This is a genomic window from Pseudonocardia sp. C8, assembly GCF_014267175.1.
GTDB lineage: Bacteria > Actinomycetota > Actinomycetes > Mycobacteriales > Pseudonocardiaceae > Pseudonocardia.
In genome coordinates this window covers 3,170,332-3,186,197 of sequence record NZ_JACMTR010000002.1, presented here as the reverse complement: position 1 = coordinate 3,186,197, position 15,866 = coordinate 3,170,332, and the positions used below count along the sequence as shown (strand labels likewise).

12 protein-coding genes are annotated in these 15,866 nt (G+C 75.3%); 5 read left to right on the top strand and 7 right to left on the bottom strand.

Annotation, left to right across the window (positions count from 1 at the left end):
- Positions 1-14: 14 nt before the first annotated feature.
- Both H7X46_RS15330 and H7X46_RS15325 read right to left on the bottom strand, forming a co-directional pair.
- A complete protein-coding gene (locus H7X46_RS15330) occupies positions 15-1,118 on the bottom strand; it encodes a mandelate racemase/muconate lactonizing enzyme family protein (RefSeq protein WP_186360050.1) in 1,104 nt (367 codons plus the stop codon).
- Complete coding sequence (locus H7X46_RS15325) at positions 1,118-2,056, bottom strand: LysR substrate-binding domain-containing protein (protein WP_186360049.1); 939 nt, start codon at positions 2,054-2,056, stop codon at positions 1,118-1,120. Before H7X46_RS15325 ends, H7X46_RS15330 begins: the two co-directional genes overlap by 1 nt.
- Positions 2,057-2,262: 206 nt before the next feature.
- On the opposite strand from H7X46_RS15325, the gene benA reads away from it, so the two are divergent.
- From benA to H7X46_RS30395, 4 genes are read left to right on the top strand one after another with little or no spacing between them, the layout of a single operon-like run.
- Entirely contained in the window at positions 2,263-3,627 is a 1,365-nt protein-coding gene (gene benA / locus H7X46_RS15320) for a benzoate 1,2-dioxygenase large subunit (RefSeq protein ID WP_186360048.1), read from the top strand.
- Positions 3,624-4,142: a benzoate 1,2-dioxygenase small subunit gene (benB, locus tag H7X46_RS15315; RefSeq protein ID WP_186360047.1), complete on the top strand. Its 519-nt coding sequence runs from the start codon at positions 3,624-3,626 to the stop codon at positions 4,140-4,142. The genes benA and benB overlap by 4 nt, the downstream gene beginning before the upstream one ends.
- Positions 4,143-4,152: 10 nt before the next feature.
- A complete protein-coding gene (gene benC / locus H7X46_RS15310) occupies positions 4,153-6,960 on the top strand; it encodes a benzoate 1,2-dioxygenase electron transfer component BenC (protein WP_186360046.1) in 2,808 nt (935 codons plus the stop codon).
- Between the two features lie 29 nt (positions 6,961-6,989).
- Positions 6,990-9,692: a LuxR C-terminal-related transcriptional regulator gene (locus tag H7X46_RS30395; protein WP_370588787.1), complete on the top strand. Its 2,703-nt coding sequence runs from the start codon at positions 6,990-6,992 to the stop codon at positions 9,690-9,692.
- 3 nt (positions 9,693-9,695) lie between these two features.
- Here the strand turns inward: H7X46_RS30395 and H7X46_RS15300 are convergent, their stop codons facing one another.
- The 5 genes from H7X46_RS15300 to H7X46_RS15280 form a co-directional block, all read right to left on the bottom strand.
- Entirely contained in the window at positions 9,696-10,169 is a 474-nt protein-coding gene (locus H7X46_RS15300) for a VOC family protein (protein WP_186362688.1), read from the bottom strand.
- A gap of 10 nt (positions 10,170-10,179) precedes the next feature.
- Entirely contained in the window at positions 10,180-10,605 is a 426-nt protein-coding gene (locus H7X46_RS15295) for a helix-turn-helix domain-containing protein (protein WP_186360045.1), read from the bottom strand.
- 39 nt (positions 10,606-10,644) lie between these two features.
- On the bottom strand, positions 10,645-10,902 hold the full coding sequence (locus tag H7X46_RS15290) for a hypothetical protein (RefSeq protein WP_186360044.1): 258 nt from the start codon (positions 10,900-10,902) through the stop codon (positions 10,645-10,647).
- A gap of 65 nt (positions 10,903-10,967) precedes the next feature.
- A complete protein-coding gene (locus H7X46_RS15285) occupies positions 10,968-11,729 on the bottom strand; it encodes a PIG-L deacetylase family protein (protein WP_370588786.1) in 762 nt (253 codons plus the stop codon).
- Positions 11,730-11,774: 45 nt separating this feature from the next.
- Positions 11,775-12,290 carry a DUF4190 domain-containing protein gene (locus H7X46_RS15280; protein ID WP_186360043.1) on the bottom strand — a complete coding sequence of 172 codons (516 nt, stop codon included), beginning with the start codon at positions 12,288-12,290 and terminating at the stop codon, positions 11,775-11,777.
- Between the two features lie 104 nt (positions 12,291-12,394).
- Between H7X46_RS15280 and H7X46_RS15275 the strand changes: the two genes are divergently transcribed.
- The gene (locus H7X46_RS15275; protein WP_186360042.1) at positions 12,395-15,841 is read left to right on the top strand and encodes a proline dehydrogenase family protein; all 3,447 of its coding nucleotides are present in this window, start codon (positions 12,395-12,397) and stop codon (positions 15,839-15,841) included.
- The last annotated feature ends 25 nt before the right edge of the window (positions 15,842-15,866 follow it).

The window sequence follows — 15,866 nt, the reverse complement described above, 5'->3', positions numbered from 1 at the left end:
CGTGGTGGGGCGGGTCAGGAATCGGTGCGGTAGTGGGCGAGCTTGCCGGGGTCGATCTCGATCCCGATCCCGGGGCCGGCGGGGACCTGCAGCTCCCCGCCGGTGATCCGCAGCGGCTCGGTGAGCAGGTCGTCGGCCATGTCCAGGTAGTTCGACAGCTCCCCGGCGCGGGCGCTGGTGTGCCGGTGCGCCGCACCGAACACGACGCTGCAGGCGGTGCCGATCTGGCCGTCGATCTGGTTGCCCATGACGACCTCGGTGCCGAGGCCCTCGCAGAGGTGCAGGACCCGCTGCGAGCCGGTGAACCCGGTCCGGGCGGTCTTGATGCTGACCATGGTGGCGGCGCCGTCGAGCAGCTCGCGGGTCACCTCGCCGGGGCGGGTGGCGGACTCGTCGGCGACCGTCGGGACCGACGTGCGCCCGGTCAGCCAGCGCCGGCCCAGCACCTGGTCGGCGGGCATCAGCTCCTCGGACAGGGTCAGCCCGAGGTCGGCCATCTCGTCGAGGGCGCGGGCGGCCTCGGACGCGGACCAGCCGCGGTTTCCGTCGACGTAGAGCTCGACGTCCGGGCCGAGTGCCTCGCGCAGCGCCCGGCAGGCCCGGGTGTCCAGCGACACCGGGCGGCGGCCGACCTTCACCTTGAAGGTGGTGATCCCGTGCTCGTCGCGCATCCGCTGCGCCTCGGCGACCATCACCTCGTCCGGGGCGAACCCGACCATGTGCGAGACCCGCATCCGGTCGGTCCACCCGCCGAGCAGGTCGGTCACCCCGACGCCGAGCGTGCGGCCGACGACGTCCCAGACCGCCATGTCGATCCCGGCCTTGGCGGCCGGGTTGGCGATCGTGCGGTCGAGCACCGCGTGGATCTTCTCCCGGTCGAACACCGACAGCCCGACCAGCTCCGGTGCGAAGACGGTCTCGATCACCGCCCGGATGGACGCCTGGGTCTCGCCGTAGGTGTAGGGGCGCGGGGGCGCCTCTGCGACCCCGACGATCCCGTCCTCGGCGTGCACGCGGACCAGCACGTGGTCGGCGGTGTGCACCTCGCCGCTGGCGAAGCGCAGCGGCTTGCGGTACGGCACGGCGAACGGGATCGCCTCGACGGCGACGATCTTCATCAGGGTCCTCCGGGGGCGGCGGCGGGCAGGGTCTCGCCTGCGCCGTGCGTGGGGTCGAGCTCGCGGGCGTGGTCGGCGAGCACGTCGAGCAGCCGGACGAGTGCGGGCGAGCGGTCCTCGGTGCGCCAGGCCAGCGCCAGGTCCACCCGGAGTTCCTCCGCCAGGTCGGCGTAGACGACGCCCTCGGTGCCGAGCGCGCGCACCGAGCCGGGCAGCAGCGCCACGCCGTCGCCGGCGGCGACGTGGGTGAGCAGGATCGGCGTGTCCCGGGCCTCGGTGCGGCGCCGCGGCAGGAAACCGGCCTCCAGGCAGCCCTGCACCGCGACCGAGTCGACGACGGAGCCGGTGGCGCCGTAGGCGACGAAGTCGTCGCCGCGCAGGTCGGCGAGCGAGACGCGGGCCCGCCCGGCCAGCCGGTGCCCGGCCGGCAGCGCCGCGACCAGGCGTTCCTCGGCGACGGTCCGGGTGGACAGGTCGGGCCGCAGCACCGGCGGCCGCAGCACGGCGAGGTCGATGCGGCGCTCGTCGAGCGCGTCCTCCTGGGCCGCGGTGAGCAAACCGGGCCGGAACCGCAGGGTCACCGCCGGCATCCGGCGGGCGACGAGCCCGGCGAGCCGGGGGAGCAGCCGGTAGGCGGCCAGGTCCGTGGTGCCCACGGTGACGACGCCGTCGGAGCCGGCCGCGACCCGCTCGACGCGGCGGCGGGCGTCCTCGACCGAGGCGAGGATCCGGTAGGCGTCCTCGAGCAGGCTGGCGCCGGCGGGCGTGAGGTCGACGCGGCGGGTCGTGCGCTCGAACAGCGTCGCGCCGACCTGACCCTCCAGCTGGCGGATCGCCTGCGACAGCGGCGACTGGGCCATGTGCAGCCGCTCGGCGGCGCGCCCGAAGTGGCGGGTCTCGGCGACGGCGACGAAGTAGCGCAGCTGGCGCAGTTCCATGCGAGACACCTCCTCGTGGCCGTCGGGCGGGACGGAACCGAGCGTAGGACCGGCTCGGCCAGAGGCACAAAGACCGGATTGAGCGGGAATGAGATCTCAGGCATCTGAGAACACCCTGGGTCAGGACTGGGCATCTGCCCGGGGTGCCGGACCCGGCGGCCCGGCAGCGTGGTGCGCATTCCCGGACCACGACCAGGAGGACGCCGATGACCGCCGTCGCCCACTCCGACCACGTCCGCCGCGTGCTCGACTCGGCCGTCGTCGAGGACCCGGAGGCGGGCGTCTACCGCGCCAACCGCCGGATCTTCACCGACGAGGAGATCTTCGAACTCGAGATGCGGCACATCTTCGAGGGCAACTGGGTCTACCTCGCGCACACCAGCCAGCTCCCGGAGCCCGGCGACTACGTGACCACCCACATCGGCCGGCAGCCCGTGATGATCACCCGGGACCGGCACGGGGAGCTGCACTGCCTGATCAACGCCTGCGCGCACCGCGGGTCGATGCTGTGCCGCCGCAAGACCGACAACCGGCTCACGCTCACCTGCCCGTTCCACGGCTGGACCTTCCGCAACGACGGCACGCTCCTCAAGGTCAAGGACCCCGAGGGCGCCGGCTACCCGGAGAGCTTCGGCAAGGACGGCTCGCACGACCTGACCCGGGTCGCCCGGTTCGACGAGTACCGCGGGTTCCTGTTCGGCTCGCTCAACGCCGACGTGCTGCCGCTGTCCGAGCACCTCGGCGACACCACCACGATCATCGACATGCTGGTCGACCAGTCCCCGGAGGGGCTGGAGGTGCTGCGCGGCTCGTCGACCTACACCTACGACGGCAACTGGAAGGTGCAGGCCGAGAACGGCGCCGACGGCTACCACGTCTCCGCGCTGCACTGGAACTACGCCGCGACCACCTCGCGCCGCGGGTCCGGCGAGTCGAAGAACGACACCAAGGCGCTCGACGCGGGCGGCTGGGGCAAGTCCGGCGGCGGCTACTGGTCCTACCCGAACGGCCACCTCTGCCTGTGGACCTGGGCGGCGAACCCGCAGGACCGTCCGCTGTGGAGCGAGATGGAGACGCTGAAGGAGCGGTTCGGCGAGGCCAAGGGCGAGTTCATGGTCAAGGGCTCCCGCAACCTGTGCCTCTACCCGAACGTCTACCTGATGGACCAGTTCTCCACCCAGATCCGGCACTTCCGGCCGATCGCGCCGAACAAGACCGAGGTGACGATCCACTGCATCGCGCCGAGGGGGGAGAGCGACGCCGCCCGAGCGCACCGGATCCGGCAGTACGAGGACTTCTTCAACGCCTCCGGCATGGCCACCCCGGACGACCTGGAGGAGTTCCGGGCCTGCCAGCTCACCTTCGAGGCCACCGCGGCCCCGTGGAACGACATGTCCCGCGGTGCGCAGCACTGGCTGACCGGCCCGGACGAGGTCGCGAAGGCACTGGACATGCACGGGGTCGTCTCGGCCGGGGTCAAGAACGAGGACGAGGGGCTCTACCCCGTGCAGCACGGCTACTGGCGCGACGTCATGCGCGCCGCCATCGAGTCCGAGGAGGCGCGGGCATGACCACCACCGAGCAGCGCTCGTCCACCCTGATCACCCAGAACATGATCGAGCAGTTCCTCTACCGGGAGGCGCGGTACCTCGACGACCGCGAGTTCGAGCAGTGGCTGGAGTGCTACGCCGACGACGTCGTCTACTGGATGCCGGCGTGGGACGACACCGACCGGCTCACCGAGGACCCGCAGCGCGAGATCTCGCTGATCTACTACGGGAACAAGGGCGGCCTGGAGGACCGGGTCTTCCGGATCCGCACCGAGCGGTCCTCGGCGACCTCCCTTCCCGAGCCGCGGACCAGCCACAACATCTCCAACGTCGAGGTCATCGAGCGCCGCGGCGACCTCGTCGACGTCCGGTTCAACTGGCACACGATGTACTTCCGGTACAAGACCGTGGACCCGTACTACGGCACGTCGTTCTACACGATCGACTTCTCGGGGGAGTCGCCCCTGATCCGCCGCAAGACCGTGGTGCTGAAGAACGACTACATCCACCACGTGGTCGACGTCTACCACTTCTGAGGAGGTCGCCATGGCGGCGACGACCACGCACCGGGTGGCACTGAGCTTCGAGGACGGCGTCACCCGGTTCGTCACCTGCCGGGAGGACCAGTCGGTCGCCGACGCGTCCTACCGGTCCCGGATCAACATCCCGGTCGACTGCTCGGACGGGGCCTGCGGCACCTGCAAGGCGTTCTGCGAGTCCGGCGACTACGACGGCGGGGACTACATCGACGACGCCCTGTCCGCCGACGAGGCCGCCGAGGGCTACCTGCTGGCCTGCCAGGCCCGGCCGCGCAGCGACCTGGTCGTGCAGATCCCCACGACGTCGGCGGTCGCGAAGACCGCGGCGGCCACCCACCACGGCCGGGTCACCGGCCTGGACCGGCTCTCGCCGACCACGGTGCGGCTCACCGTCGAGATCGACGACCGGGAGAAGCTGGCGTTCCTGCCCGGGCAGTACGTCAACATCGCCGTCCCCGGCACCGAGGCACACCGCTCCTACTCGTTCTCCTCGGCCCCGGACGACGAGGCACTGACCTTCCTGGTCAAGCTCGCCCCGGGCGGGGTGATGTCGGAGTGGCTGGAGCACCGGGCCGCGGTCGGCGACCCGCTGTCGTTCACCGGCCCGCACGGCAGCTTCTTCCTGCGCGAGTCGCAGAACCCGCTGCTGCTGCTCGCCGGCGGCACCGGCCTGGCACCGATCCTGTCCATCCTGCGGACCCTGCGCGACCAGCGCAGCACCCGGCCGGTGCACCTGGTCTACGGCGTCACCACCGACGACGACCTCGTCGAGCTGGACACCGTCCGCGAGCTCGCCGCCGGGACCGGGCTGACCTGGGACCACTGCGTCGCCGACCCGGGCACGTCGGCGCCGAACCAGGGGTACGTGACCGCGCTGTTCGGGCCGGAGCACCTGCACGACGGCACCGGCGCGGTCTACCTGTGCGGCCCGCCGGCGATGGTCGAGGCCGTCCGCACCGACCTACGGGAACGGGGGCTGGCCCCGGCCGGGTTCTACTACGAGAAGTTCGCCCTCGCCGCGGTGCCGGAGCGCTCCGCGGCGTCCCCTGCAGCCGCGGCCGAGGTGCCTGCTCCGGCCGGAGTAGCGCCGGCGAGCGCGGGCATCGGGAGCGGCGGCCCGGCGGGCACCGCCTCGGCGGGCACGGTCTCCGCGGGCGCGGCCTCCACCGGCGCCCCCTCGGCCGGCGCGGTCTCCGCGGGCGTGGCCGCGGCCGGCCCCGTGCCGGCGGCCGCGCCCACCCCGGGCGACCTGCTCACCCTCGGCGGCCGGGAGGGGCGCAGCGTGCTCGGCCTGCCGCTGACCCGGTTCGGCGACCCGGAGCCGCTGCACGCCCCCGCCCCGGCCGGGCCCGCCGGGGACCCGGAGCCCGAGCGGGCGGTGCTGGGGCAGCGGGTCTGGGAGCCGTTCACCGACGCCCCCGCGACGCCGCTGGACACCGACACCGGGCTGCTCGTCGCCCCCGAGGGGGCCCGCGCGGTCCAGTCGATGCCGGTGCTGCCCCCGCACGACCTCGACCCGCTGGTGGCCCCGCCCGGCGCGACGGTCTCCGAGGACGGGTACGAGATCGGCGAGGAGCACCCGGACATCCACTCCTCGGACGCCATCTTCGACGCGCGGCACGCGCTGGAGCTCGGCGCCCTGGAGCTGGTGCTCGGCCGGCTCTCGTCCCGGGAGGTCGCCGGGTACCGGCTGCTCGCCGAGGCCACCGTGCCCTACGTGGACCGGGAGGCCCAGCGGTTCACCGACGCCGAGGCCTACACCGAGACCAACGCCGCGTTCCACGACTACCTGTTCACCCGCACCGGCAACTCCCACCTGCTGCGCGCCTACCAGGCGCTCGGGGTGAAGGGCGCGATGTCGGAGACGCTGCGCTCGGCGGTGTGGTGCCACCCGGACTGCGCGCAGGACCACATCGACATCGTCGACGCGATCGCGGCCGGCGACCGCACCCGGGCCCGGGAGCTGATCAGCTCGCACGCGGAGAACTCCAAGGCGACCATGCGCCGGGCGATGCACGAGGCGGCCGCGGCGCGCCGGCCCCGGTTCGTGAGCCCGGGCCGGTTCGACGGCCTGGTCGTCCTGGTCACCGGCGCGGCCCAGGGGATCGGCGAGGCCGTCGCGCGGCGGATCGGGGCCGAGGGCGGCGCGCTCGTCCTGGCCGACCGGTCCGACCAGGTGAAGACGGTCGCCGACGAGCTCGGCGCGGAGGCGGTGACCGCCGACCTGGAGCACTGGGACGGCGCGGAGGCCGTCGTGGCGGCCGCGCTGGCCCGGCACGGCCGGGTCGACGTCGCGATCCACACCGTGGGCGGCACGATCTGGGCCAAGCCCTTCCAGCACTACCCGCCGGAGCAGATCCGCGCCGAGATCGACCGGTCGCTCATGCCCACCCTGTGGTGCTGCCGTGCCGTGGCACCGCACATGGTGGAGCGCGGGTCCGGGACGATCCTCAACGTGTCCTCGGTGGCCACCCGGGGGCTCAACCGGGTCCCGTACGCGGCCGCCAAGGGCGGGGTCAACGCGATCACCTCGGCGCTGGCGATGGAGCTGGCCCCGCACGGCGTGCGGGTGGCGGCCACCGCACCCGGCGGCACCGACGCGCCGGCCCGGCGGATCCCGCGCGGACCGGCCCCGGAGTCGGAGCAGGAGCGGGAGTGGTACGCCACGATCGTCGAGCAGACCACCGAGTCGTCGCTGCTCAAGCGGTACGGCACGCTCGACGAACAGGCCGCGGCGATCACGTTCCTGGCCTCCCCGGAGGCGTCCTACATCACCGGGACGGTGCTGCCGGTCGCCGGTGGCGACCAGGGGTGACCCGGCGCGGGCCGGGTACGGTCCGGGATGTGGGTGACCCCGACGCCGTGGACCCCACCGGGTGGGCGCCGGCCGTGCTCGCCGGGCGGGCGGACGAGGCCGCGCGGCTGCGCGGGCTGCTGGCCGGCACCGGTACCCGGTCGGCGCTGGTCACCGGGCCGCGCGGGATCGGGGTGTCCGCGCTGGTCGCCGCCGTCGCCGCCGGGCACGACGGCCCGGTGCGGTCCGCCCGCGGCGCCCGGTGGGAGGCGCACCGGAGCGGCGGGGTGCTCGCCCAGCTCGTGCCGGGTGCCGCGGTCCCGGGCGGCGACGCGTTCGCCGCGGCCGGCGCCGTCGCCGCCGCCTGCAGCCGGGACGCCCGCACGCTGCTCGTCGTCGACGACGCGCACGCCGCCGACCCGTGGTCGCTGCAGGTGCTGTCCACGCTGGTCCACCACCATCCGGAGCGGGCGCTGACGGTGCTGCTGGCCGCCCGCCCCGCCGACGGTGAGCCCGGCACGGCCGACCTGCTGCGCGCCGTCGCCGGGACCGAGATCGTGCTGCGCCCGCTCGACGCCCGTGCCGTCGCCGCGCTGGCCGCCGCCCGCGGTGTCCCGCTCGGCGCGGCGGCCGCCGAGCGCCTCGCCCGGCACACCGCGGGCCGGCCGCGGCACGTGCTGGCCCTGCTCGCCACGCTGCCCGCCGACGCCTGGCCGGACCCGCACGCGCGGCTGCCCGCCCCGCCGGAGGTGGCGGCGTCGGTGAGGCACCGCCGGGCCGGGCTGTCGGAACCGGCGCGGGCGCTGCTCGACGTCGTCGCCGTCCTGGACCGGCCCGGCGAGCCGGACGAGATCGCCGCGGTCACCGGCGGCGACCCGGCCGGCGTGCTCGCGGCGCTCGCCGAGGCCGCCCGGGCCGGGCTGGTCGCCCCGGCCGGCAGCCGGTGGGGTCCCGCGGCGGCACCGGCGGATCCCATGGTGCGGGCAGCGGTGCTCGACGAGCTGGGCCCGGACGTCGTCGCCGGGCTGCGCCGCCGCGCTGGGGAGGTCGTCGACGACCCGACCCGGCGGTTGGCCCTGCTGGCCGGTGCGGTCGCCGGCCGCGACGACGTGCTCGCCGACGAGCTCGAGGCCCGCGCCGCCGAGGAGGCCGCCGCAGGGGCCTGGAGCACCGTGGCCGCGCTGCTCGCCGAGGCGTCCCGGCTCACCGCCGACCGGGCGCGCCGCGAGGAACGCCTCGTGCGGGCCGTGGACGCGATGATCGGTGCGGGGGAGTGCCGGGCCGCGGAGGCGCTCGTCCCCGTGGTCGAGGCCACCCGGGAGACCCCGCTGCGCGGCGCCGTCCTCGGGTACCTGGCCGTGGTGCTCGGGCAGGCCGGCGAGGCGTCCGCCCGGCTCGGCCGGGCGTGGGAGCAGGCCGGGGCCGGGGAGACCGACCGGCCCGCGGCCGCGCTCGTCGCGCAGCGCTGCGTCCTGCACGCGCTGGCCCGTGGCCGCGGGGACGAGCTCGTGACCTGGGCGGACCGGACGATCGCGCTGGCGGGCCCGGACACTCCGCCCGCCGTCGAGGCTGCGGCGATCCGGGGGCTCGGGCTGTCCGCCGCCGGGCACCCGGAGCAGGCCCGGGCGGCCTACGCCGCCGCGTCCGAACGGGTGTGGCACGGGGCGCAGGCCCAGCGGGTCACGATGGGCCGCGGCTGGCTGCACTTCGTGCAGGACGACCTCGACCGGGCCCGCACCGACCTGGAGAGCGCCGTCCCGACGACCGTGCTCGGCGGCTCGTCCCGGATCTCGCTGTGGGCGCTGGGCTGGCTCGCCCGGACCCGCTTCCACACCGGGGACTGGGACGGCGCGCTGCGGGCCGCCGAGCAGGGCCGGGAGCTGGCGGCGCGGACCGGGATCGCGCTGGCGGCGCCGCTGCTGGAATGGACGATCGCGCAGGTGCACGGGCTGCGGGACGAGCCGGAACGCGCCGAACGGGCGGCGCTCGCCGCCGAGGCGGGCGCCTCCGAGTACGAGATCGCGCGGGTCCCGGCGATGCTCGCCCGGGCCCACTTGGCCGAGGCCCGGGCCGACTACCCGGCGGTGCTGCGCGCGCTGGAGCCGTTGCGGACCGCCGGGGGCGCCACCGCAGAGCCCGGCTGGTGGCCGTGGCAGGACGTGTTCGCGAACGCGCTGGTCATGACCGGTGAGCTGGACGCGGCGGAGGAGTTCCTCGTCCCGCACGAGCGGCGGGCCGCCGACCGCGGCCACCGGTCCACGATCGCCCGGCTCGGCTACGCGCGGGGCCGGCTGCTCGGCGCCCGGGGCGAGCACGACGCCGCCCGGGCGGCGTTCGAGCAGGCGCTGCGGGTCGCCGACCGGCTGCCGCACCGCTACGACCGGGCCCGGGTGCGGTTCGCGTTCGGGCAGACCCTGCGCCGGGCCGGGAAGCGCCGCGACGCGGATGCGGTGCTGTCCGCGGCCCGGGAGATGTTCGCCGGGCTCGGGGCCACGGTGTACGTCCGCCGCTGCGACCGGGAGCTCAAGGCCGGCGGCGTGCACGCGGGCGCCCGCGGCGACCGGGCGGTGCGCGAGCTGACCCCGCAGGAGCGGGCCGTGGCCGACCTGGTGGTCCGCGGCCGGACCAACCGGGAGATCGCCGCGGAGCTGCAGGTGTCGGTCAAGACCGTGCAGTACCACCTGACCAGGACCTACGCCAAGGTCGGCGTCCGGTCCCGGGCGGAGCTGGCCGGGCGGCTCGGCGGCGGGTGAGCCTCAGCGGTTCTGCCGCGCGCCGGCCTCCCAGCGCTGCTTGTCGGCCTCGGTGACCTCGACCGGGCCGCGGGCCGGCTGCGTGATGCGGATGTGATTGCCGAACGGGTCGCGCAGCGCGCAGTCGACGCCGTACGGCTGCTCGGTGGGTTCCTCGCTGAACTCGACCCCCTTGGCGGTGAGCTCCTCGAACGTCTTCCGGCAGTCGTCGGTCGTCAGGATGCAGGCGAGCCCGAGCGCGCCCTTCGTCATCAGGTCGCGGACCTGTGCCGCGGTCTCCTCGCTGATCGCCGGCGGCTTCGGCACCTCGAGCAGCAGGTGCCGGTCGGGATCGCTCGGCAGCGACACCGTCAGCCACCGCATGAACCCCATGTCGACATCGGCGCTCACCTCGAACCCGAGCTTGCCGACGTAGAAGTCGAGTGCCTCGTCCTGGTCCAGGACCGTGACCTGGGTGATGGAGATCGCGTTGAGCATGGTCGTCACGCTAGGACCGCCGGACGGCGGGCGCTTCTCCGAAACTGCTCGGTCTCAGCCACGCCCGCGCGAAGCACGAGGGTACCCGCAACGTCGCCGCACCGCGCCGGTACGCCGTCGGCGACTCCCCGACGATGTCGCCGAACGTGCGGCTGAACGTCCCCACGCTGCCGAACCCGACGCCGAACGCGATGTCGGTGATCGGCCGGTTCGTCTCGCGGAGCAGCATCATCGCGCGTTCGATGCGCCGCCGTTGCAGGTAGCGGTGCGGTGTCTCGCCGAAGGTCGCCTTGAAGGTCCGGATGAAGTGCGCCTCCGACACGTAGGCGATGCGGGCCAGGCGCGCGATGTCCAGCGGCTCGGCGTAGGAGCGGTCCATCGCGTCGCGGGCGCGCAGCATGCGACGGTTCCGGTCCTCCTGGGCCGCGCTCGGCATGGAGTCACGGTAGCCCGGTGGCCGGCGGAGGTAGATGGATCAGCGGCGGGTGACCGCGACCCGCGTCGCGGCGGCCCGGCGGTGGTGCAGCACGATCAGCGGGCGGACCGCGAGCGCGGCCGCGGCGAGCAGCACCGTGACGGCGGCCGGGGCGGTGGACACCGAGACGATGGTGGCCCCGGCGAGGAGCACCATGAGCAGGCAGGCCAGCACGACCGTGCGGACCGACGCCGGCTGCTGCGGCGGGGCGGCGCGGAACACGGTGACCACCTCCTCGTCGACGCGATGTGATCGCAACCCGAACACCGGAGTTCGGTACGACTAACTCTACTCCTCGTCGCGCCTGTCGCAAAGCGGCGGGGTCAGCGGGTGTCCAGCACCCGGAACGACTCGACGAGACGGCCGCGGGGGAAGCCGGCCCGCTTCGCCCCGGACCCGGCCCAGCGGGCCATCATGTCCTCGAGCTCGGTCATGTGCGCGGTCTGGCTCACGTGGGCACGCAGGGCGGTGATCTTCCGGTCGAAGGTGTCGGTGATGTCGACGTGCCGCAGCGTCGCCGGGTCGTCGGCGGCGACCGCACCGAGCACCCAGACCTCGCCCGCGGAGTGCGCCTCGAAGCCCTCGTCGGCGAGCTCCGGGAAGGCGAACGGGTTGCGCGCGTCCGGGTAGACCGCGCACAGCGCGGCCTCACCGGTGGCGGTGTGGTCGGGATGGCTGCCGTACATGCTGTCCAGGTCGCGCACCGGCCGCTGCACGACCACCCGGTCCGGGCGGACCCGGCGGATCACCCGGGCCAGGTCGCGGCGCAGCTCGAGGGTCACGGTCAGCCGGCCGTCCGGGTACCCCAGGAACACCAGGTCGGAGACGCCGACGGCGGCGGCCGCGGCCCGCTGCTCGTCCTGCCGGATCCCCGCGATCGCCGACCGCGGGACGTCCCGGTCGAAGCCGCCCGCGTCGCCGTCGGTCACCAGGCAGTAGGTCACCTCGACCCCGGCGTCGGTCCACACCGCGACGGTCCCGCTGCAGGAGAAGTCGATGTCGTCGGGGTGCGCGGCGATCACCAGCGCGCGGTCGATCCGGGTGTGGCTGCGGTCGTCGGCCGCGGTGCGTCCCTCGTCGGTCACCCCGCCATGATCGCGCGCGCCCTGGCCGGGCCGGGTGCGGACCCCTCAGCCGCCGAGCTGCTCGCTCTCCTGCTGCAGCCGCTCCTGGAACCCGGTCTGGCACTGCTGGACCGCGGCCTGGTCCCCGCCCGAGCGCTGCACGCAGTCGATGAAATCGAGGCCCCCGACGCTGCTGAACACCCCCCAGGCGAACACCACGAGCGCGACCGTCGCGAGCACGCTCAGCACGCCGAGGACCAGCCCGCTGATCGCCACGCCCCGGTTGGTGGCAATGCCCTTCGACACCCGCGCGATGCCGATGATGCCGAGCGCGACCGCGATCAGCCCGAACAGCGCGCCGATCAGCAGCCAGCAGGTGAGGATGCCCAGGATGCCGAGCACCAGGGCGGTGGTCCCGACGCCGTTCCGCGGCCGGGGTGGCGGCCCGCCGTAGGCGGCGACGCCCGGGTCGTGGGCGGGCGGCCGGTCGGGGTAGCCGTACCGGTGGGTGGGCTGCTCCGGGTGACCTCCTTGCGCGTGCGGGTCCTGCGGGTTCCCCGGGTACGGCGGTGGGCTGCTCACTGCGCCGATGATCCTCGTGCCCGGGGGCCGGGTCCAGGCGCAACGCCCGGGAGGGCGACGCCGTGGACGTGCCGCGAACCGGACGGCGGGCCAGACTGTGCGGGGTGAGCGTGCATCCCACCCATCCCGCTCCGGCCCTCGACGACGCCCTCGTCGAGCGGGCCGTCGAGCGCGTGCGCCGCTGGACCGCCCACACGGCGATCGCCTCGGCCCGCGCGTCGGACCCGACCGCCCGGCTGGCGGCGCTGATGCACGACCCCGGTGGCGTCGACTTCACGCTGTGGTTCGTCGACCGGGTCGCCCGGCCGGCCGACAACCGGGTGGCCGCCCGGGAGCTGGCCCGGCTCGCGGGCCGCCACCGCGTGCGCGCGGACGGCGCCCCGGCGCTGCCGGCGTTCGTCGGCGGGGCCGACCGGCTGCTGCTGCGGGCCGGCGCGCGGCTCGCCCCGGCACTGCCGCACGTCGTGGTCCCGGCCGCGCGGGCCCGGCTGCGCCGCCTGGTCGGTCACCTGATCGTCGACGCGGGCGGCCGCCCGCTCGCCCGCCGCCTCCGGGCCGCCGAGGCCGCCGGGCACCGGCTCAACCTCAACCTGCTCGGCGAGGCGGTGCTGGGCGAGGGGGAGGCCGACCGCAGGCTCGAACGGACGATCGCGCTGCTGCGCCGGCCGGGGGTCGACCACGTGTCGGTGAAGGTGTCGGCGGTGGCGTCGCAGCTCGTGCCGTGGGACCTGGAGGGCAGCCGGAACCGGCTGGTCACCCGGCTGCTGCGGCTCTACCGCGCGGCCCGCACCGCGGGCGTGTTCGTGAACCTCGACATGGAGGAGTACAAGGATCTCGACCTGACGGTCGCGGTGTTCACCACGCTGCTGTCCCGGCCGGAGTTCCGGGACCTGCCCGCCGGGATCGCGCTGCAGGCCTACCTGCCGGACTCGGTCGCCGCGCTGGACGAGCTCGGCGAGTTCGCCGCCCGCCGGAACGGCGGCGCACCGATCAAGGTGCGGCTGGTCAAGGGCGCCAACCTGGCCATGGAGAAGGTGGACGCCGAGCTCCACGGCTGGCCGCAGGCCCCGTACCCGACGAAGGCCGAGGTCGACGCCAACTACGTCCGGCTCCTCGACCGGGCGATCGGCGGAAACCGGGTCGCCGGGGGCGCCCGGGCGGACGGCGGCCACGCGCTGCGGCTGGGCGTCGCCTCGCACCACCTGCACCACGTGGCACTCGCCCTGGAGATGGCCGAGGCCCGGGACGCCCGCGCCCAGCTCGACCTGGAGATGCTGCACGGCATGGCACCGGAGTTCGCCCGCGCGGTCGCCGGGGACCTGCCGGCGTCCGGACCGGGGTCGAAGCTCGTGCTCTACACCCCGGTCGTGCACCGCGGCGACTTCGACACCGCGGTGTCCTACCTGGTCCGGCGGCTGGAGGAGAACGCGTCGCCGGAGGGCTACCTGTACACGCTGTTCACACCGGACACCGGACCGTCGTCCTACCTGGACCGGTTCCGGACATCGGTCCGGGACCGGGACGCCGTCGCCGACACCCCGCGCCGCACCCAGGACCGCACGGTGGACGCGCCGGTCGGCGCGGACGGCCCGCTCGTGCCGGGCGAGCCGGGGTTCCGCAACGAGCCCGACACCGACCCGGCGCTGCCGGCGAACCGGGCGTGGGCCCGCCGGGCAGCGTCGGCGGCCGGCGGCACGATCGCCGTCCCGCGCATCCCGGTGGTCACCGACCCGCGCGACGTCGACGCCGCCGTCCACCGGGCGGCCGGGTCCGGCTGGCGGGACCTGCCGGCCGCCGAGCGGGCGGCCACGCTCCGCCGGGCCGCCCGGGCCCTCGCGGCCGCACGGGGGACCCTGCTCGCGGTGATGATCGGGGAGGGCGGCAAGACGGTCGCCGAAGCCGACCCGGAGATCTCCGAGGCCGTCGACTTCGCCGCGTACTACGCCGAACGCGCCGCCGAGCTGGCCGGTGCCCCGTTCACCCCGGACCGGGTCGTGGCCGTGACGCCGCCGTGGAACTTCCCGATCGCGATCCCGCTCGGCGGCTGCCTCGCCGCGCTCGCGGCCGGCGCGTCCGTGCTGCTCAAGCCGTCCCCGCAGGTGCGGGCGTGCGCCGAGGCCGGGGTCACCGCGCTGCACCGCGGCGGGATCCCGGCCGACGCGCTGCAGCTGCTGCCCACCGACGAGGGCGACGCCGGGCGGCGGCTGGTCACCCACCCCGGCGTCGACCGGGTGGTGCTCACCGGGGCGTCCGACACGGCGGCGCTGTTCCGGTCCTGGCGGCCCGAGCTGAACCTGCTCGCGGAGACCAGCGGCAAGAACGCGCTGGTCATCACCCCGGCGGCGGATCCCGACCTGGCCGTCGCCGACCTCGTCCGGTCCGCGTTCGGGCACGCCGGACAGAAGTGCTCGGCGGCCTCGCTGGGGATCCTGGTCGGGCCGGCGGCGACCGGGTCGGCGACCGGGCGGCGGCTGCGCCGGCAGCTGGTCGACGCCGTCCGGACCCTGCGGGTCGGGCCCGGATCGGACCTGTCGACGACGATGGGCCCGCTCATCGACGAACCCCCGGCGAAGCTGCACCGGGCGTTGACCACCCTCGAGCCGGGCGAGCGCTGGCTGGTGCGGCCGCGGCGGCTCGGGGAGCGGATGTGGAGCCCGGGGGTGCGGGCCTGGGTGGCGCCGGGCAGCTGGTTCCACCGCACCGAGTGCTTCGGCCCGGTGCTCGGCCTGATGGCCGCCCGGAACCTCGACGAGGCGATCCGCTGGCAGAACGGAACCGGGTTCGGCCTCACCGGCGGCATCCACTCGCTCGACGAGGACGAGATCGGGCACTGGCTGGAGCACGTCGAGGTCGGCAACGCCTACGTCAACCGGCACATCACGGGCGCGATCGTGCAGCGGCAGTCGTTCGGGGGCTGGAAGGGCTCGGTGCTCGGCCCCGGCGCCAAACCGGGCGGGCCGAACTACGTCGCCCAGTTCGGGACCTGGCACGACGACCCGGCCGCACCCGCCGGGGAGGGGACCTCCGGCCGGGCCGCCGACCGGGTCCTCGCCGCCGCGTCCGACCTGGACACCGGCGACCGGGAGCGGCTGCGCCGCGCGGCCGCCTCCGACGCGGCCGCCTGGCGCACGGAGTTCGGGGTCGAGCACGACCCGACCGGGCTCGCCGCCGAGTCCGACGTGTTCCGCTACCGGCCGCTGCCCTCGCTCGTGCTGTGGGCGGGTGAGGGCACGACCCGGGTGGACGTCCTGCGGGTGCTGCTCGCCGCGGCGACGGCCGGGGTCCCAGTACGGCTGCACGGCCCCGGCGTCCCGGACGGCCCGCTGCCCGGCGGGGTCCACGGCGGCCCGGTCCTGGACCCGGAACCCGCGGTGCGGATCCGCGCGCTCGGCACGGTCCCCGGCGGACTGCGGGCGGCGGCCGCCGCGGCCGGGGCGTCCATCCTGGACGCGGCCGTCCTCGTCGACGGCCGGCGGGAGCTGCTGACCGTGCTGCGCGAGCAGGCGGTCAGCCGGACCCGGCACCGGTTCGGCCACCTCGACCCCCGGTGATCCCGGAGTCACGAGCTACGGTCGG